Consider the following 18,156-nt stretch of genomic DNA (forward strand, 5'->3'; position numbering starts at 1 on the left):
TGTCCCGCCGGTTGTTCGCGTCCGGTGAAGAGGATCAGAACAGCTGATCCTTGACGTTCTCCACCGCGTCCTGGGCGGCGGGCTTGCCGCTGTCGGTGTCCGACAGCGGCGCGCTGGCGTCGCCCTCGCTGCCCGGCACCGAGCCCTGGTTGTCGATATGCAGCTCCGGATTGGTCTTCTGGAACTCTTCGTAGTAGTACTCGTCGCCGCCGCGCTGGCCGGCGCCCGGCTTCACCACGATGCCCTGCGGCACCGGCAGCTCCACTTCCGGCTGTCCCTTCAAGGCGTTGCCCATGTAGTTGATCCAGATCGGCAGCGCGGCGGTGCCGCCGTAGCCGTAGCGGCCCAGCGAGCGCGGCTGGTCGAAGCCCACCCAGGTGGCTGCCGCCAGATTGGGATTGAAGCCGACGAACCAGGCGTCCTTCCAGTCCGAGGTGGTGCCGGTCTTGCCGGCCAGATCGGTGCGGCCCAGGCTCATCGCGCGGAAGCCAGTGCCGTAGCGGACCACGTCGCCCATCATCGAGCGCATGATGAAGGCGTTGCGCGGATCGATCGCCTGCTGGGCGTTCTGGCCGGCCACGGTGGGCACGGTCTTGGCCAGCACGCGGCCGGACTGGTCTTCGATGCGGTCGATGAAGAAGGCCTTGGTGCGGTAGCCGCCGTTGGCGAACACCGAGTAGCCCTCCACCATCTGCAGCGGCGTCACCGAGCCCGCGCCCAGCGCCATCGGCAGATAGGCCGGATGCTGCTTGGCGGAGAAGCCGAAGCGCTGCAGGTATTGCTGGGCGTAGTCGGTGCCCACCGCCATCAGCACGCGCACCGATACCAGGTTCTTGGAGCGGGTCAGACCCTGGCGCAGGGTGATCATGCCGGAGAACTTGCCGTCGTCGTTTTTGGGCGTCCACATCTGACCGTTGACCCCGGGCACCGACAGCGGCGCGTCGTTGATCAGCGTGGACGGCGTGATGCCGCGCTCGATGCCCGACGAGTAGATGAAGGGCTTGAACGAGGAGCCCGGCTGGCGCCAGGCCTGGGTCACGTGGTTGAAGCTGCGGCGGTTGAAGTCGAAGCCGCCGATCAGCGACTTGATCGCGCCGGTGCGGGTGTCGAGCGACACGAAGGCGCCCTCCACTTCCGGCATCTCCACGATCTCCCAATAGCCCTTGGCGTTGGCCTGCACGCGGATCACCGCGCCGCGGCGGATTTGCAGCTGGGCCGACGCCTTGCTGCTCAGCCCGCGGCGGGCGAAATCGAGGCCCGTGCCCTTGATCGACGCGATCTTGCCACCGCGCATGTAGGCGCGCACCTCGGACGGGCTGGCCGACAGCACGATGGCCGGCAGCATGTCGCCGCTGTCGCGCAGATCGCCCATCGCCTCGTCCAATGCCTCGGTGGCGTCCTCGCCGTCGCCGGCCGGCAGATCCAGAAAGCTCTCCGGACCGCGGTAGCCGGTCTTGCGGTCGTAATCGATCAGACCGGCGCGCAGCGCGTCGTACGCCCATTTCTGGTGGCGGCTGTCCACGGTGGTGTAGACCTTGAAGCCTTCGGTGTACGCCGCTTCCTTGTAACGCTCGTACATCGCCTGCCGTACCATTTCCGCAACATACTGGCCGGGCTGGCTGGTTTCCGCCACCTGGCCGGCCAGATGCAGCGGCTCGGCCAGCGCCTGGTCGTACTGCTCCTGGGTGATGAAGTTCAGCTCGCGCATGCGACGCAGCACATATTGCTGGCGCAACTTGGCGCGGTCGGGATTGACTATGGGGTTGTAAGCCGACGGCGCCTTGGGCAGGCCGGCCAGCATCGCCATCTGGGCGGGGCTCAGGTCGTTGAGCGTCTTGCCGTAATACGTCTGCGCCGCGGCGGCGAAGCCGTAGGCCCGCTGCCCAAGGTAGATCTGGTTGAAGTACAGTTCCAGAATCTGGTCCTTGCTCAGCGTGTGCTCGATCTTGAACGCCAGCAGCGCTTCGTTGAACTTGCGGGTGAAGGTTTTCTCGCTGGACAGGAAGAAGTTCTTCGCCACCTGCATGGTGATGGTGCTGGCGCCGGAGCGGGCATGGCCGGACACCAGGTTGCCGACGGCGGCGCGCATGATGCCGAGGTAGTCGATGCCGCTATGCTGATAGAAGCGCTCGTCCTCGGCCGCCAGCACCGCCTGCTTCATCAGCTGCGGCACTTCATGGATGCGGGAAAACGAACGCCGCTCTTCGCCGAATTCGCCCAACAACTGGTTGTCGGCGGAGTAGACGCGGAGCGGAATTTTCGGACGGTAGTCCGTGATTACATCAAGGCTTTGCAGGCGCGGGTAGGTTATGATGATTGCAATCGCGGCGGCACCCGCGAGCAACACCACGCCACCTAGGAATACGCCTGCCAAAATAGCAAGAAATCGTCTGAGCATATTTACGATGGGCTTTCACTGGAAACCGGATTATAACGTCTTGTGAAAGCCAACAAGACAAACAATGGCGGCAACAGTTCGAATTTCTGTTGCATGAGACCTGATCGAGGCGCGGATGCTAATCGATAAATTGAGGCTCGGGCGCTCCTTGCTCGAACAACTGGGGCTGGGGAAATCCCACAATTCGCCGCTGCTTGGGCTGGACATCAGCAGCACCGCGATCAAGCTGGTCGAGCTCTCCCGCAACGGCCGCAACATCCAGGTGGAGCGCTACGTGACCGAGCCGCTGCCCAAGGACGCGGTCAACGACGGCAATCTGGTCGACATCGACGGCATCTCCGAAGCGCTGCGCCACGGCTGGAAACGCCTGGGCAGCCCGATACGCAGCGTCGCCATCGCCATCCCCACGCCGATGGCCATCTACAAGAAGCTGCTGGTGCCGGCCAGCCAGACCGAAGACATGGACGATCTGATCGAGTCCGAGGCCAACCAGATCATCCCCTTTCCGCTAGACGAGGTGAACCTAGACCACCAAGTGCTGGGCCCGTCGCCGTCCAGCCTGGACGATCTGGAAGTGCTGCTGTGCGCCGCCCGCAAGGAAAAAGTGGAAGAGCGCGTGGCGGTGGTGGAAATGGCCGGCCTGCGCGCCCAGGTGGTGGACGTGGAATCGTTCGCGATGATGACGGCCTTCGAGCAGATCCAGCAGCAGCTGCCGGACGAAGGCATGAACCAGACCTTCGCGCTGTTCGACATCGGCGCCACCCGCATCCACTGCAACATCATCCGCAACAACCAGCAAATCTACTATCGCGAGCAGATGTTCGGCGGACACCAACTGACGCGCGACGTCCAGCGCCGCTACAACATCAGCTTCGAGGAAGCCGAAAGCGGCAAGCGCAACATGGCGCTGCCCGACGGCTACGAATCCGAGCTGATGCACCCCTTCATCGACTCGCTGGCCCAGGAAATCCAGCGCGCGCTGCAATTCTTCTACACCACGGTCAGCGTGTCGCAATATCTGCGCGTCGACTACATCCTGCTGGCCGGCGGCTGCAGCATGCTGCCCGGGCTGGACGACGCGGTGGCCGGCCGCACCCAGATCAGCACCATGATCGCCAACCCGTTCACCACCCTGGTCCAGGCGCCCGGCATCCGGCTGAAAGAGCTGCTGATGGACGCGCCTTCGCTGCTGATCGCCTGCGGGCTGGCGCTCAGGAGGTTCGACTGAATGATCCGGGTCAACCTCCTCCCCCACCGCGAACAGAAGAAAGCCGCGCACCGGCTGCGCTTCCAGCTTCTGCTGGGCGCCGCCGTCCTCGTTTCACTGGTGCTGCTGACCATAGGCTATATGGTGTTGCAACACCAGATTTCGGAACAGGAGGCGCGCAATCACGTGCTGCAGGCGGAAATCGGCAAGCTGGACCGGCAGATCAAGGACATCGGCAAGCTGAAGAAACAACGCGATGACCTGCTGGCGCGCAAACAGCTGGTGGAGCGGCTGCAGGAAGGGCGAAACTCCGCGGTGCACCTGTTCGACCAGCTGGTGCGCCAGACCCCGGACGGCGTGTATCTGAGAAGCTTCAAGCAGATCGGCAACCAGGCGACGCTGACCGGCTACGCCCAATCCGGCGCCCGGGTTTCCAGCTACATGCGCCAGCTCGGCCAGTCGGAAACCTTCGACGCGCCGGTGCTGGTCGAAGTCAGTTCGATCATCGTCAACAATCAGCGCGTCAGCGCGTTTACGCTCAATGCCACGATGAAGCAAAGCCTGCCCTCCAACAAACCCGCCGGAGCCACGCCATGACGCTGGACGAGTTGCGCGCGCTCGATCCCAAGGACATGCCCAACTGGCCGCTGCAGGCGCAGATGCTTATGCTGTTCCTGCTCTTGCTGCTGGTGGTGGGGCTGGGCTATTTCTTTGTGCTGGGCGAGCAACTGGACAAGCTGGGCCAGTCCCGCCTGCAGGAAGCCACGCTGAAGCAGACCTTCATCGACAAGAAACGCCAAGCGGTGAACCTGGACGCGCTGGAACAACAGTTGAAGGAAATCGACGCCTCCTTCGGCGCCTTGCTCAAGCAACTGCCGACCAAGTCCGACATGGATACCCTGCTCACAGAAATCAATCAGGCCGGCATCGGCCGCGGGCTGCAATTCGACCTGTTCAAACCCGGAGCCGAGACCCGCACCGCGGAGATGGCCGAAGTGCCGATCACCATCCGACTGACCGGCTCGTACAACGACCTGGCTGCCTTCGTCAACGACATCGCCCAACTGTCCCGCATCGTCACCATCGGCGAGATCAATCTCACGCCAAGCAGCGGCAAGGACAACCGGCTGATCATGGACGCGACGGCCCGCACTTACCGGGCGCTGGAGCCTGGCGAACGCCTCGGCGCGATGGCGCAGAAGTGATGACGATGAGAAGAATAGCGATCTGCCTGCTCCCGCTGCTGCTGGGCGCCTGCGGAGACGGCGGCAACGACGACCTCAAGCAATGGATGGCGAACAGCAGCCTGGGCCTGCGCGGCCAGATCGAACCGTTGCCGCAAGTGCAGGCCTATAAACCATTCAACTATCAGGCCTACGACCTGACCGATCCGTTCAATCCGCAGAAGCTGCAGGCGGGCAAGCGCCAGAATTCGGCCAACGCGCCGGACCTGAGCCGCCCGAGGGAGGCGTTGGAAAATTACGATCTGGACAAACTGGAGATGGTGGGCACGATACGACGGAGCGCCGCCATCTACGCGCTGATCCGCACGCCGGAAGGATCAGTCTACCGAGTGCAGCCCGGCAACTACCTGGGGCTGAACTTTGGCAAGGTCACCTCGATCAGCGATGCGGAAGTGCAACTTGCCGAAACCGTCGAAGACCTGAATGGAGAGTGGGTGCAGCGCAGCAGCAGCCTGCATCTTGCAGAACAAGGGCAGAACAAATGAAAAGACTCGGCATCGCATTGTGGACAGGCCTGGCCTTGTGCCTGGCCGGGGGATTGGCCGTCGCCGCGCCGTCCATCACCGCGCTGGACGCGGGCAAGGTGGACGGCAACCGGCAGACGCTGCAAATCACCTTCGACGGCCCGGCGGTCAAGCCCAACAGCTTCTCCCTGTCCAACCCGCCCCGCATCGCGCTGGACTTCGCCAACACCGGCGTCAAGATGTCCAAACCCTCGCTCAGCGTCGACAGTCCGTTGCTGCGTTCTGCCGTCGCGGTAGAGGCCAGCGGCCGCTCTCGGCTAGTGCTCAACCTGGCCCGCAACGCCAGCTACCGCAGCGAGATCAGCGGCAACCGCCTGCTGCTGACGCTGGACGGCTCCACCTCTTCCGAGCAAGCATCCTCCACGCCTCAGGAAATCGCGCCGACCGTCCGCGCCGACATACAGGCGCAAAGCGCCGCGGGAGGCGCGGCCGGCCTGGATTTCCGGCGCGGCCGCAACGGCGAGGGCCGGGTGGAGCTGGCGCTGCCCAGCGCCAACACGCCGGTGGACATCCGGCGCGATGGCGCCAACCTGGTGGTCGACATCGCCAGCGCCTCATTGCCGCCCCAGTTGGTGCGCCGCATCGACGTCACAGACTTCGGCACTCCGGTAGCCAAGGTGGACGCCGCCAATCTGGGCCGCAACATCCGCGTCACCGTGATACCACAAGGCGACTGGGAGTACTCGTCTTACCAGACCGACGGCAAGCTGGTGGTCGAGGTGCGGCGCCCCGCGCTGACAATGGCGGGCGGCGGCGACGCCGGCAAACCGCTGTACAAGGGCGACAAACTGTCGCTCAACTTCCAGAACATCGAGATCCGCACCGTGCTGCAGGTGATCGCCGAATTCACCGGCCTCAACGTCGTCACCAGCGACTCGGTCACCGGCAACATCACGCTCCGGCTGAAGGACGTGCCCTGGGACCAGGCGCTGGACCTGATCCTGCAAAGCAAGGGGCTGGATCAGCGCCGCAACGGCAACATCATCCAGATCGCGCCGCGGGACGAACTCTTGGCGCGCGACAAGCAAGTGCAGGAGGCGCGGCAACAGCTGGCCACGCTGGAGCCGTTGCGTTCGGAAACCTTCGTGCTGCGCTACCGCTCGGCCGAGGACTTCAAGAAAGTGCTGGACGGCGACAACAGCTCCGGCAAGAAGGAAAGCCTGCTGTCGGAGCGCGGCAGCGTGCTGATCGACCCCAAGACCAATACCCTGATCGTCAACGACATCGGCACCGCGATCGACAAGATCCGCGATGTGATCGCCAAGACCGACATCCCGGTGAAACAGGTGCTGATCGAAGCCCGCATCGTCGAGGCCACTGACAACTGGGAGCGCGATCTGGGCATCAAGCTCACCTATGACCGCGCCGACCCCAAGGGCATCATCTCCGGCAACCCGCTGGGCACCAACGTCAACAACGTCACCAACCTGAACACCAACCAGCCCTATGTGATCCAGACCACGCCCGCCGGCGTCAACCTGCCGATCGCCAATCCATCCGGCACGCTGTCCGCGCTGTACAACGTCGGCCACTCGGTAATCCTGGGCCTGGAGCTGCAGGCGATGCAGGCCGAGGACAAGGGCCGCATCATATCCAGCCCGCGGGTGATGACCGCCGACCGTCAGGAGGCCACCATCGAGCAGGGCACCGAAATCCCCTATCAGGAAGCCAGCTCCAGCGGCGCCACGTCGGTGGCGTTCAAAAAGGCGGTGCTCAGCCTCAAGGTGAAACCGCAGATCACGCCCGACAACCACGTGATGATGGACATCACCGTCAACAAGGACTCGGCCAATTTCCAGCAGACGGTGAACGGCACGCCGTCGCTGTCGACCGAGAAAATCACCACCCAGGTGCTGGTGGACAACGGCGGCACCGTGGTGCTGGGCGGCATCTATCAACAGCAGCTGGACAATGTGGTCAACAAGGTGCCCTTCCTCGGCGACATTCCCCTCTTGGGCGCGCTGTTCCGCAGCTCGCAGAAGATAGACAAGCGCAGCGAGCTGCTGATTTTCATCACCCCGAAAGTGATCAACGACCTGGTGGCCGCGTCGCGCTGAAGGGCCAAGACAGATTCATTAACGATCAGCTACAATGCCTGCCATGGAGAAACTGGCAGGCAACTTTTTTCTGGTCGGTCTGATGGGCGCGGGCAAGACCACGGTGGGCAGGGCGCTGGCGCGCCGCACCGGCAAGACGTTCTACGATTCCGACCAGGAGATCGAGGCGCGCACCGGCGTGCGCGTGGCCACCATCTTCGACATCGAAGGCGAGCTGCGCTTCCGCAATCGCGAAGCCTGCGTGATACGCGACCTGGCCCAGCAGCGCGACATCGTGCTCGCCACCGGCGGCGGCGCCGTGATGCGCGAGGAAAACCGCAAGGTTCTGGCCAGCCACGGCACAGTGATCTACCTGCGCGCCGCGATAGACGATCTTCTCGCCCGCACCCAGCACGACAAGAACCGCCCCCTGCTGCAGATCGCCGATCCGCGCGCCAAGCTGGAAAGCCTGTTCAACGAGCGCGATCCGCTGTACCGCGAGATCGCCGACATCATCATCGACACCACCCAGCAGAACGTCAATCTGCTGGTCGCCCGCCTGTTCGACCAGCTGTTGGCCTCACCGCACCATCCCAAGGAAACCGACTAGTGATCACCCTCGACCTGATCCTTCCCGACACCCGATACCCGATACACATTGGCCACGGACTCCTGGAACAGGTCGATCTGCTGCTGCCCCACCTGCCGCTGCCCAAAGTGGCCATCGTCAGCAACGCCACTGTCGCGCCGCTCTATCTGTCCCGGCTGCAGCAAGCGCTGGAAGCCCGCGGCGTGGCCTGCGCCAGCGTAGTGCTGCCCGACGGCGAACGGCACAAGGACTGGCAGACGCTGAATCTGATCTTCGACGCGCTGCTGTCGGGCAACGCCGAGCGCAAGACCACACTGATCGCGCTGGGCGGCGGCGTGATAGGCGACATGACCGGCTTCGCCGCCGCCTGCTACCAGCGCGGCGCGCCCTTCATCCAGATTCCCACCACCCTGCTCGCGCAGGTGGACTCCTCGGTCGGCGGCAAAACCGCGATCAACCATCCGCAGGGCAAGAACATGATCGGCGCCTTCTACCAGCCGAAGGCCGTCATCGCCGACATGGATCTGCTGGCCACCCTGCCCGACCGCGAGCTGTCCGCGGGCCTGGCTGAAGTGATCAAGTACGGCCTGCTCGGCGACGCCGGCTTCCTCGCCTGGCTGGAAGCCAATATGGCCAAACTGCGCGCGCGCGACGGCGAAGCGCTGCAATACGCGGTGAAGCGCAGCTGCGAAATGAAGGCCGCCATCGTTTCCGAGGATGAGAAGGAAAACGGCGTGCGCGCGCTCTTGAATCTGGGCCATACCTTCGGCCACGCCATCGAGGCCGGACTGGGCTATGGCGCGTGGCTGCACGGCGAGGCGGTGGCCGTCGGCATGGTCTTGGCCGCCGCGGCCTCCGCCGAGCTCGGCTGGATCAGCCGGGACGACCTAGAGCGCGTGCGCCGGTTGATCGCCGCCGCCGGCCTGCCGGTCAAGGCTCCCTCCATGCCGACCGAGCAATGGCTGAGCCTGATGAGCCACGACAAGAAGGTCGAGGCCGGCACCGTGCGCTTCGTGCTGTTGCGCTCGCTGGGCCAAGCCGTGATAGAGTCGGGATTGAACACCGCCTTGCTGGACCGGATTCTGCGCGAAAACAGCTGATCCCGGCTGTCCAGGCGGCCTGGCTACGGATTTATACGAATTGCCAAGTCGCCCGCCTCGTCAGAATAATCAACAGACTAAATAAGATGTTGTTTCACACGAGGGGGGAGAAATAGAATGGATGTCTTTACGGCACTGGCCAGCAGTCTGGCCCTGATGCTCGTCTATTATTCGCTGCGCCAGTTCTGGCGTCATCTACGTTACATCAAGCCCGTTCAACGCGGCATCGACCCTGTCGGAGAAGCCGAAGTCTTCCTGGCTTATGGCCGCACCCGCGAAGCCGTCCGAGTCCTGAAGGATTCCCTGAAGGACGATCCCGACAATCTCCACGCCAAAGTCGCCCTGCTGCGCGCGTATTCCAACGCCCGCGACAGCAAGGCCTATGTGTCGCTCGCGCGCGACGTCCACCCTCAAGTGCAAGGCCAGCCGGTCTGGCACACGATACGGGAAAACGGCCGCGAACTGGCGCCCCAGGAGCCGCTGTTCTCCAAACGTTGAGTTCCAGCGCTTAAGCGCAATGCCCAACGAAACAAGGCTGCCCCAGGGCAGCCTTGTCGTTTTCCGCCAAGAGCGATGGGGCTGGGCGGCTCAACCCGCCTTCGGTTCGCTGAACTGCAGGCTGTGCAACCTGGCGTACAAGCCGCCCTGCCCCAGCAATGCCTGATGACGCCCCTGCTCGACCACCTGCCCCTGATGCATCACCACGATGCGGTCGGCGTTCTCGATGGTGGACAGCCTGTGCGCGATCACGATCGTAGTTCGGTTTTTCATCAGGTTTTCCAGCGCGGCCTGCACCAGACGCTCCGACTGAGTGTCCAGCGCCGATGTCGCTTCGTCCAGGATCAGCAGCGGCGCGTTCTTCAACAGCGCGCGCGCGATCGCCAGCCGCTGCCGTTGGCCGCCCGACAAGCGGGAACCGTTTTCGCCGATGATGGTATCCATCCCCTCCGGCAAGGCCTCGATGAACTCCAGCGCATTGGCCGCGCGGGCGGCATCGATGATCGCTTCGCGCGACGCATCCTCCCGGCCGTAAGCGATATTGGCCGCCACGGTATCGTTGAACAGCTCCACCTGCTGGCTGACCAGCGCGATATGCCCGCGCAGCTGGCTCAACGGGATGTCGGACAGCGCCACGCCGTCCAGCAGCAGCCGTCCTGCAGACGGCTCGTAGAAACGCGGCACCAGGCTGGCCAGCGTAGTCTTGCCGCTGCCGGAAGACCCCACCAGCGCCACGGTCTCGCCGGGCTGTATCGTCAAGTCGATGCCGGACAATGCGGGGTTGTCTACATTGGGATAGGCGAAGCTGACGCCGTCAAAGCGCAGCTGCCCGCTGGGCGCGGACAGGGCGCGATCGCCGCTGTCGGCCTCGCCGGGCTCGTCGATGAAGGAGAATACCGACTCCGCCGCCGCCAGGCCGCGCTGCATCGCCTGCGATACGCTGGAAATGCGCTTGACCGGCGCGAACAGGCCGAGCATCGCCGTCAGAAACACCATGAAGTCGCCGGCGGTCAGCGCGCCATGCTGGGCGCGCAGGCCGGCAAAGTACAAGATCGCCGCCAGCGCGCACGCGATCATCAACTGGGTGACGCTGGTATTGGCCGAGCTGGCCGCGCTTTGCTTGACCTGGTTGCGCCGCACCGACGTCGCCGTATCGTCGAATCGCGCCATCTCGCGCTCTTGGCCGCCATATACCTTGATCGCGCGCTGGCACTGGATGCTCTCCGCCAACACCTGGGTCATCTGCGCCATATGCTGCTGGTTCTGCCGCGCCAATCCGCGCAGACGCTTGCCCACCAACCGCATGCAATAGGTAACCCCCGGCATCACCACCAGGCAGATCAGCGTCAGCTGCCAGTCGGTCATCAGCATCAGGCCCAGCATGCCCAGCGCTGTCAAGCCGTCGCGCACGGTGACGGTGATCACGTTGAAGCCCGCCTCGGTCACCTGATTGACATCGTTGGTGATCCGCGACATCAACCTGCCAGACTGGTGCTCGTCGTAATAATGCGCCGGCAAACGCACCAGCTTGGCGAACATCTGCTGCCGCAAAGCCTGCACCAGCTGCCCGGTCAGCCAGCTGGCGGTATATTCGTTGATGAAGCCAGCCACGCCGCGTATCAGGTAGATGCCGATGATGGCCAGCGGCACCCACATGATCACCTGGGGATCTTTATTGACAAAGCCGCCGTCGATCAGCGGCTTGAGCAGCTTGGCGACGGCAGGCTCGGTCAGCGCCGCCACCGCCATCGACAGGATCGACAGCAACAGCACTTTCCAGTAGCCAAACAAGTATCCGAGCAGCCGCCGGTATATAGCCCAACTATTCTTAAACGAATCTTTCATTCAAAACCCTGTCATCGGCGCGGCCAGCGCGGCAACCCTGCTAATTGAAGAATGCTTTCCAAATTGCGCTCGACCGAGAAACGCTGACGGACATCCTCGCGCCCCATCTCGGCCATCGCGCGCATCCTGGGCAAGTCGGCCAAGGCCTCCGCCAGCGCGCGGGTCCAGTCGGACACGCTGCCAGGCGCAGCCAACAGGCCGGTCACGCCATGAGAAACCGTCTCCGGAATGCCGCCGGTATCGCTGGCGATGACGGGAATGCCCAAACCCAGCGCCTCGATCTGCGACATGCCCAGCGGCTCGTAAGTGGAAGGCATGACGACGATATCGGCCCGGGCGAGCAAGGCCGCAACCGGATTGACGATGCCGGCCAGCAAAACCCGATCCTGCAACCCCAAACGAGAGACTTCCGCTTCGATGCGCGCCTTCTCCCCGCCGTCTCCGGCGATGACGTAACGCAAGCCAGGCCACGCGTCTTTCAATTCGGCCAACGCGCCGAGCAAAGTCAGATGCCCCTTTTCGCCGCGCAGCATCGCCGCATGCGCCAGCACCGGGCCGGTCCCGCTAGAGAGCCAATCGGCAATCCGCGGCGGCAAGGGCTGTCCGGCAGCCTGGTCCAGCCGCTCGAAATCGATCCCCGGATATACGACATGCAAGCGCTCCGTCCGGATCGCAGGATTCGCCAACAGGGTTTGCCGCAAGCATTCGCTCGGCAGCATCGTCGCATCAATCAGGTGGTTGTAAGTCAAGGTCGACGGGTAACCGGCCTGGTAAGTTCGGGATCGCAGCAGAAACGGCCGATCCCGCAACATTCTGGCGGCAAGGGCCACATTATTGCTGTCATGCCCGCTGTGACAGACCGCCAGCCTGGGCCGGTGCTCCCGCATCCAGCGCCATAAGCCCACAATGGTGGGCAGATGCGCGCTGTTTCGAAAGCGCAAGGGCAGGATGGCCAAACCCTTGTCGCGCGCGACATCGGCCACCGCCGTGCCGGGACGGCACGCCAGCACCGGCCGGTAGCCCGCCTCGCCCAGCTTGGCCATCTGCTGCATCAGTTGAAACTCCTGCCCTCCCACGTTGGGCGAAGACTCGGAGAATAATATGAACTCAGACATGCGGATGCCCATCAACCTTCGGGCGGACACAGCTCAGCCCAGGGCCGGCCGGCCGCCAACGCGGCCTTGAGGTGCTGGCACAGCTCGAACTGCGATTCGAAACCATTGTTATAGCTGATGCTGCCGATGTGATACCAGCAATCATCGATCACCTGAATGCTGAAAGGGTGCCCGCTGACCGGATCGCGGATCTCGCGCATGCGATGCTTCGCCATTCTCAGACTGGAAGCGTCCAACTCCCGATACAGCGAACGCCAATTGCGGCCCCCGGTATCCAGGCCATTGGAAAAGTCATACAGAAAATTGAGCCGGCGTCGCTTCATGTGGTCGAAGCGGAACGCGCAATACCCGGCCCACAAATGCCAACCCCACTCGCTGTGGTTAGGCAGTCCGTACACCGGCTGGTCGTCGAGATCGACCAGCAGTCGGCTAGGCGCCACCGGAATCATGTCGTGATCGATGAAAGCGAAACTGCGGGGTTCGGCCGGAAGCACGACGTTGTGGTAGATCCAGCTCATCGCGAAGCCATGGGAACGATTGACATGCCGGGTCGGATTGGCCGGCAGGGCCAGATAAGGCACCTGGTTTTCGCGGCAGACCTGCTCGATCTGGCGCCTCATTTCCGGACGCCGGGAATTGTCGAACACCACCATCCGGGTGCCCGGAACATTCACGCGCGCGCGTTCCAGTTGCCAGTTCAGCGCCCAGGGCTGCTCGAACGCGACAACCAGGCCCAGGTTGGCCGCCGGGTCGCGCAGGCTCTCTACAAAGCGCTCCTGCCCCACGGCGCGCTTGGCCAGATACATGGTTTGCCATGCATCGTTCCGCCACTGCTTGAGCGCATCATGGCACGGCGACAGCCTCAACCACTCGGCCAAGCCAAAATCGGACAGATCACGCATTACGCACACACACTCCAGATATTATTCTTCATACATCAACCCCGCTTACGGCGCGCCTCGGCCAAACGCACGGAGAGGCGCAATCATCGCAGCAATAACCACGGGCAGCAAGCTTCCTCAAGAAGGCTCCCATGTCGTATATAATCGCCTGATCATGATGCCGCCGTGGCCTCTACTAATCGCACCAGCGCGCCCGCCGAGCCCTCCCGGGCATCGCCCGGGACGAACATCCGCACCCTCTTATGCCCCAGACCGAAGCACCCGACCGCATCCTTCTGATCAAACTGCGCCATCATGGCGACATCCTGCTCACCACGCCGGTGGCCAGGACGCTGAAATCGCGCTACCCGCAGTGCGAGATCGACATGCTGGTCTACCAGGAAACCATCCCGCTGCTGCAACACAATCCCGACATCTCCCGCGTCTGGACGCTTGACCGCTCATTGCGCGGCTGGCGCAAACTGGCGTCTCAGCTCCGCCTGCTGCTGGCGCTGCGCCGGCAACGCTACCAGACTGTGATACACCTGAGCGACCAGATGCAAGGGGCCTTTTTCGCCAAGCTGCTGGCCCGCCGCCACGCGATCGGCTTCGATTACCCGAAACGCCGCAACAGCCCCTGGCATCGCTTTTTCACCGCCCTCGCCCCGCTAGCGCCGAGCGATACCCTGCACACCGTCAGCCAGAACCTGCTCGCGCTGTCGCCGCTTGGCATCACGCCGACCCCCGACGAGCAACGCTGCGTGCTGCCGATCCAGGCTGCCGACCGGGAAACGGTGGCGGCGCTGCTCAAGGAAGCCGGCGTCAACGGCCCCTACATCGTCATCCATCCGTCCTCCCGCTGGTTCTTCAAATGCTGGGAGGACGATAGATTCGCCGAACTCGCGGAAGCGCTGGCGTCCGACGGCTGGCCCATCGTTCTCACCGCGGCGCCCGATCCGGCCGAAATGGACATGGTCGCCGCCATACGGGCGCAAATCCGCTCCGACCGCGTCGTCTCCGTCGCCGGCCGGCTCACCCTGAACCAGTTGGCGGCCATCATAGACGGCGCCAGACTGTTCATCGGCGTGGATTCCGTCCCCATGCACATGGCCGCCGCGCTGGGCAAGGACACCATCGCCCTCTTCGGCCCCAGCAAAATCCATGAGTGGCATCCCTGGATGACCCGCCATCGCCTGCTGAACGCCGCCGACTACGGCGAACTGATCGATCCGGACCAAGTGGACACCTCGACGCGCCAGCGCTATCTGGCAAACATCCCGCTGGAGGCGGCGCTGAACGCCAGCCGCGAGCTGCTGTCCTCCCCAGCCCAGGAATAAGCATGCGCCATACCATTCTGTTCATTATCGACGGCCTGCCCGGAGGCGGCGCCGAGCGCGTGGTCATCACCCTGGCCGGCGAGATGGCCGCCCGCGGCCATCAAGTCACGATCGCCTCATTGCAAGCCTGCCTCGACTATCCGATACCCGAAGGCGTCGACTACCTTCTGGTGGAAGACCGCTACCGCGGACCGTTTCGCCGCCAGACCGAGATCCTCCGCCGGGCACGCCAGCTAGATAGCGCGCTTCGTCGGCATTTCGCTGGGCGCACCGTCAACCTGGCCATCTCCAACCTGCCGAAAACCGACAGGATCGTGGCGGCCTGCCCCTATCTGGAACAAGCCTGGCTGTGCCTGCATTGCGCGATCCAGGCAGGACAGCTGGCAGAGCGAAGCGGAATCCGCCATTGGCTGAAAAAACGCCAGCTCATCCGCACCTATTCGGACCGCAAACTGATCACGGTCTGCCGGGCGCTGCAGCGGGACGCGCTGGATTGCGGCTTACGCCCGGCGCGGATGGAAGCCATCTACAATCCCTTCGACCTGGACTGGATCCGCCAGCGCGCGGCAGCGCCCTGCCCGATGGATGGCGAGGACTTCATTCTTCATGTCGGCCGCTTCAACCATCAAAAACGGCACGACCGACTGCTTGAGGCATTCAAGCTGAGCGGCTATTCCGGCAAGCTGGTGCTGCTTGGCCAAGGCGGCCAAGCCGAACTGTCTGCGGTCCGGGCCCAGGCACAGCGACTAGGCATCGCGGACCGGCTGATCGTCGCCGGCTTCACGGACAACCCCTACGCCTACATGCGGGCCGCCCGCGCGCTGGTGCTCAGCTCCGACTACGAGGGATTCGGCAACGTGCTGGTCGAAGCGCTGGCCTGCGGCACGCCGGTGGCCAGCACCGATTGTCCGGAAGGCCCGGCGGAAATCCTGACCGGCGATCTGGCTATCGGCCTGAGCAAGATGGATAGCCAATCGCTGGCAGACGCCATCACGCGCGTTCTGCGTTCTCCGGCGCTGCTGCGACCAGAACAATTGGAGCCATTCTCGCTCAATACCGCTGTCGATCGCTATCTAACGCTGGCGAATCAATAAGCTAGAGCGCAGCCTCGTTCCTGGCATCGAATATCGGTGCCAGGTACAGGCCGAGAGCGGCAAGCATCGCACCGCACATCGCGATCTGGGGGCTCAACAACAACACATCGCTCAGCCCGAATACTAGCCAGAATCCGACATAAAGCGCCATGAAACGCCTGGAGAAGCCTCCGCGCTTCCAGCCATAGATGGCAAATCCCGATAAAAAAACCAGCCAGGATAATGCGCCCGGAACCCCCTGCAGAGACATAATCTCAAGCCATTCGTTATGCAAGTGAACATCCCGCATAACCAAGGCTGCCTTATTGAGCGCCCCATCATTGACCAACTGATGAAATAGCTCATCCCGCGCCTGGATGCCCTGCCCCCACGGCCGTTCCCGCACCGCATGCGCTCCTGCATCCCAAAGCGAAAAGCGGATGCCCAAAGAGGTATCTGCATTGCCTTGGCTATAAGCAATCAAATCTGTTTGCGCTTCCTTGATTCTACTGCCCACCACCGCCCAACTGGACCATAGCGCAAGCCCGGCCAACAACGCAGCGATCGCATAGGTGCGCCAGCTCTGATTCAAGCCAAAGCGCCATAGGACAGCACAGCCAAGCACAAACAGGTAAACCAGAAGCGCCGCGCGCGTGCCTGTTGCCACAATGGACATGAACTGCAAGGCGATCAGCAAACAGAGGCCGAGCCACTGCCATTTTTTTAGCCGGAATGGGTAAAACAATAATAAGGCGAAAAAATGAATCGCGCAGAGGAGATAGGCCGCGCCGGTAGCATACAAGCCCCCCAAGCCAACCCTGACCCCATGCGCATCATGCCAGGCTTTCAAAGTAATAATGGACAGCAACGCCGACGCGGATACCATAGCGAGCGTCGCGCATGCTGGAGACAAACGCCGCCCGAATGATCCCCACAATGGCAGCAAAAGCAAGGGCAAGGCGCTAAGCCAGATTTTATTTGAGAGCTGGTAGGCGAAGGCTACGGAAAAAAGGGCAGGGTCGGCTGGCGCAGGAAAATACCAGAGCCAGGCGGCGCGAAACGCAATGAAAATCAGCAGCGCAAGCGATAACAACAGGTTCAGCGCCTTCGATTCGTCATCCCGACGTTGAAACATGGCCAACGGCAAAGCCAGCAAGGATAGCGAGCACAGAATGTAAAACAGTGTGCGTCCGGATGCGGGAAAAGCCAGGATCAGACAGCATCCCAGCAGCAGGGCCAATGGAGCCGCTTGATTCGCTCGGTCCAACATTGGCGCTTTCCACGCCGGCGCCGCCATGCCATTAAACCGCATGGTAGCTCCGGAACCATTCGACAAAACGCGCCATGCCGATTTCAAGCGATGTAGACGGCGTGAAGCCCACCGCCTCCCTCAGACGGGACGTCTCGGCATAGGTAATCGGCACATCGCCATCCTGCATCGGCAGATATTCCTTGACCGCCTCCTTGCCGCAATACTTCTCAGTCAGCTGGATGAATGTCATCAACTCCACCGGCTGATGATTGCCGATATTGAAAATCGTATGCGGCAACTCGCCCGATGGAACATGCTCCATCACTCTTACCACACCCTCGACGATGTCATCGATATAGGTAAAGTCGCGTTGCATCTTGCCATGATTGAACACTTTGATCGGCCGGCCATTCAGAATGGCGTCGGTGAATAACCAGGGAGCCATGTCCGGACGCCCCCACGGGCCGTAAACGGTAAAGAAACGCAAGCTGGTCGTAGGCAACTGGTACAAATGGGAATAGCTGGCCGCCATCAACTCATTCGCGCGCTTGGTCGCGGCGTAGAAGCTGACAGGATGATCGGCTCGCTGATCCTCTGAAAACGGCACGGCCGAACCACTGCCATAGACGCTGGATGATCCGGCGAACACCAAGTGTTTCACCGGATAGTGGCGACAGGCCTCCAATACATTGGTAAAGCCCAGCAAATTGCTTTCCGCATAAGCATGGGGGTTTTTCAGCGAATAACGCACCCCGGCCTGGGCTGCCAGATGGATGACATAGTCGAATTTTTCAGCCGCGAACAAGCGCTCCATCGCGGGCCAGTCCGCGATATCTTGCCGATAAAAGCTGAAACCAGGCCGCCCCTGCAAAGTCGCCAATCGCGCATGCTTGAGCTCGACCGCATAGTAATCGTTCAGATTGTCAATCCCGACAACCTGAACATCCCCCCGCCCCAACAGCTTTTCACATACGGCCCGGCCAATAAAACCGGCGGCGCCGGTCACCAGAATCTTCATCATTGAATACCTTATGTCCACTCAGCGGACCATCACTTA

16 protein-coding genes are annotated in these 18,156 nt (G+C 62.6%); 10 read left to right on the forward strand and 6 right to left on the reverse strand.

Features of this window, described 5'->3' with window-relative positions:
* Positions 1 to 34: 34 nt before the first annotated feature.
* Positions 35 to 2,347, reverse strand: a complete 2,313-nt coding sequence (locus tag BKX93_RS10805; protein ID WP_244887259.1) for a penicillin-binding protein 1A — start codon at positions 2,345 to 2,347, stop codon at positions 35 to 37.
* A 166-nt stretch (positions 2,348 to 2,513) separates the two neighbouring features.
* Here BKX93_RS10805 and BKX93_RS10810 point away from each other — a divergent pair, with 166 nt between their 5' ends.
* From BKX93_RS10810 to BKX93_RS10845, 8 genes are all read left to right on the forward strand, one after another.
* A complete protein-coding gene (locus BKX93_RS10810) occupies positions 2,514 to 3,626 on the forward strand; it encodes a pilus assembly protein PilM (RefSeq protein ID WP_046156186.1) in 1,113 nt (370 codons plus the stop codon).
* Positions 3,627 to 4,202, forward strand: coding sequence for a PilN domain-containing protein (locus tag BKX93_RS10815; RefSeq protein WP_021478280.1), 576 nt, complete (start codon positions 3,627 to 3,629; stop codon positions 4,200 to 4,202).
* A complete protein-coding gene (locus tag BKX93_RS10820; RefSeq protein ID WP_046156184.1) occupies positions 4,199 to 4,810 on the forward strand; it encodes a type IV pilus inner membrane component PilO in 612 nt (203 codons plus the stop codon). The genes BKX93_RS10815 and BKX93_RS10820 overlap by 4 nt, the downstream gene beginning before the upstream one ends.
* A 5-nt stretch (positions 4,811 to 4,815) precedes the next feature.
* A complete protein-coding gene (locus BKX93_RS10825; protein ID WP_046156230.1) occupies positions 4,816 to 5,334 on the forward strand; it encodes a pilus assembly protein PilP in 519 nt (172 codons plus the stop codon).
* The gene (locus BKX93_RS10830; RefSeq protein WP_046168024.1) at positions 5,331 to 7,430 is read left to right on the forward strand and encodes a type IV pilus secretin PilQ; all 2,100 of its coding nucleotides are present in this window, start codon (positions 5,331 to 5,333) and stop codon (positions 7,428 to 7,430) included. The genes BKX93_RS10825 and BKX93_RS10830 overlap by 4 nt, the downstream gene beginning before the upstream one ends.
* 34 nt (positions 7,431 to 7,464) lie before the next feature.
* The gene (gene aroK / locus BKX93_RS10835) at positions 7,465 to 8,019 is read left to right on the forward strand and encodes a shikimate kinase AroK (protein ID WP_021478276.1); all 555 of its coding nucleotides are present in this window, start codon (positions 7,465 to 7,467) and stop codon (positions 8,017 to 8,019) included.
* A complete protein-coding gene (gene aroB / locus BKX93_RS10840; RefSeq protein WP_070979778.1) occupies positions 8,019 to 9,098 on the forward strand; it encodes a 3-dehydroquinate synthase in 1,080 nt (359 codons plus the stop codon). The genes aroK and aroB overlap by 1 nt, the downstream gene beginning before the upstream one ends.
* 117 nt (positions 9,099 to 9,215) lie before the next feature.
* Positions 9,216 to 9,596: a type IV pilus assembly protein FimV gene (locus BKX93_RS10845; protein ID WP_021478274.1), complete on the forward strand. Its 381-nt coding sequence runs from the start codon at positions 9,216 to 9,218 to the stop codon at positions 9,594 to 9,596.
* A gap of 90 nt (positions 9,597 to 9,686) precedes the next feature.
* Here the strand turns inward: BKX93_RS10845 and msbA are convergent, their stop codons facing one another.
* Genes msbA through BKX93_RS10860 form a run of 3 tightly spaced genes read right to left on the reverse strand, consistent with a single transcriptional unit; the run spans position 9,687 to position 13,458 of the window.
* Positions 9,687 to 11,441, reverse strand: coding sequence for a lipid A export permease/ATP-binding protein MsbA (gene msbA, locus BKX93_RS10850; RefSeq protein ID WP_046168175.1), 1,755 nt, complete (start codon positions 11,439 to 11,441; stop codon positions 9,687 to 9,689).
* 11 nt (positions 11,442 to 11,452) lie between these two features.
* Positions 11,453 to 12,568: a glycosyltransferase family 4 protein gene (locus BKX93_RS10855; protein WP_244887260.1), complete on the reverse strand. Its 1,116-nt coding sequence runs from the start codon at positions 12,566 to 12,568 to the stop codon at positions 11,453 to 11,455.
* Positions 12,568 to 13,458: a hypothetical protein gene (locus BKX93_RS10860; protein ID WP_052717596.1), complete on the reverse strand. Its 891-nt coding sequence runs from the start codon at positions 13,456 to 13,458 to the stop codon at positions 12,568 to 12,570. The genes BKX93_RS10855 and BKX93_RS10860 overlap by 1 nt, the downstream gene beginning before the upstream one ends.
* Before the next feature lie 242 nt (positions 13,459 to 13,700).
* Between BKX93_RS10860 and rfaQ the strand changes: the two genes are divergently transcribed.
* Positions 13,701 to 14,774, forward strand: coding sequence for a putative lipopolysaccharide heptosyltransferase III (gene rfaQ / locus BKX93_RS10865; RefSeq protein ID WP_070979779.1), 1,074 nt, complete (start codon positions 13,701 to 13,703; stop codon positions 14,772 to 14,774).
* A 2-nt stretch (positions 14,775 to 14,776) separates the two neighbouring features.
* Positions 14,777 to 15,868, forward strand: coding sequence for a glycosyltransferase (locus BKX93_RS10870; protein WP_070979781.1), 1,092 nt, complete (start codon positions 14,777 to 14,779; stop codon positions 15,866 to 15,868).
* A gap of 1 nt (position 15,869) precedes the next feature.
* On the opposite strand, the gene BKX93_RS10875 is transcribed toward BKX93_RS10870, so the two are convergent.
* Together BKX93_RS10875 and BKX93_RS10880 are read right to left on the reverse strand one after the other, a co-directional pair.
* Positions 15,870 to 17,159, reverse strand: a complete 1,290-nt coding sequence (locus tag BKX93_RS10875) for an O-antigen ligase family protein (RefSeq protein WP_083340509.1) — start codon at positions 17,157 to 17,159, stop codon at positions 15,870 to 15,872.
* The gene (locus BKX93_RS10880; protein ID WP_244887261.1) at positions 17,149 to 18,120 is read right to left on the reverse strand and encodes an NAD-dependent epimerase; all 972 of its coding nucleotides are present in this window, start codon (positions 18,118 to 18,120) and stop codon (positions 17,149 to 17,151) included. The genes BKX93_RS10875 and BKX93_RS10880 overlap by 11 nt, the downstream gene beginning before the upstream one ends.
* Between the last annotated feature and the right edge of the window lie 36 nt (positions 18,121 to 18,156).

The organism is Chromobacterium vaccinii, from assembly GCF_001855275.1.
Lineage (GTDB): Bacteria > Pseudomonadota > Gammaproteobacteria > Burkholderiales > Chromobacteriaceae > Chromobacterium > Chromobacterium vaccinii.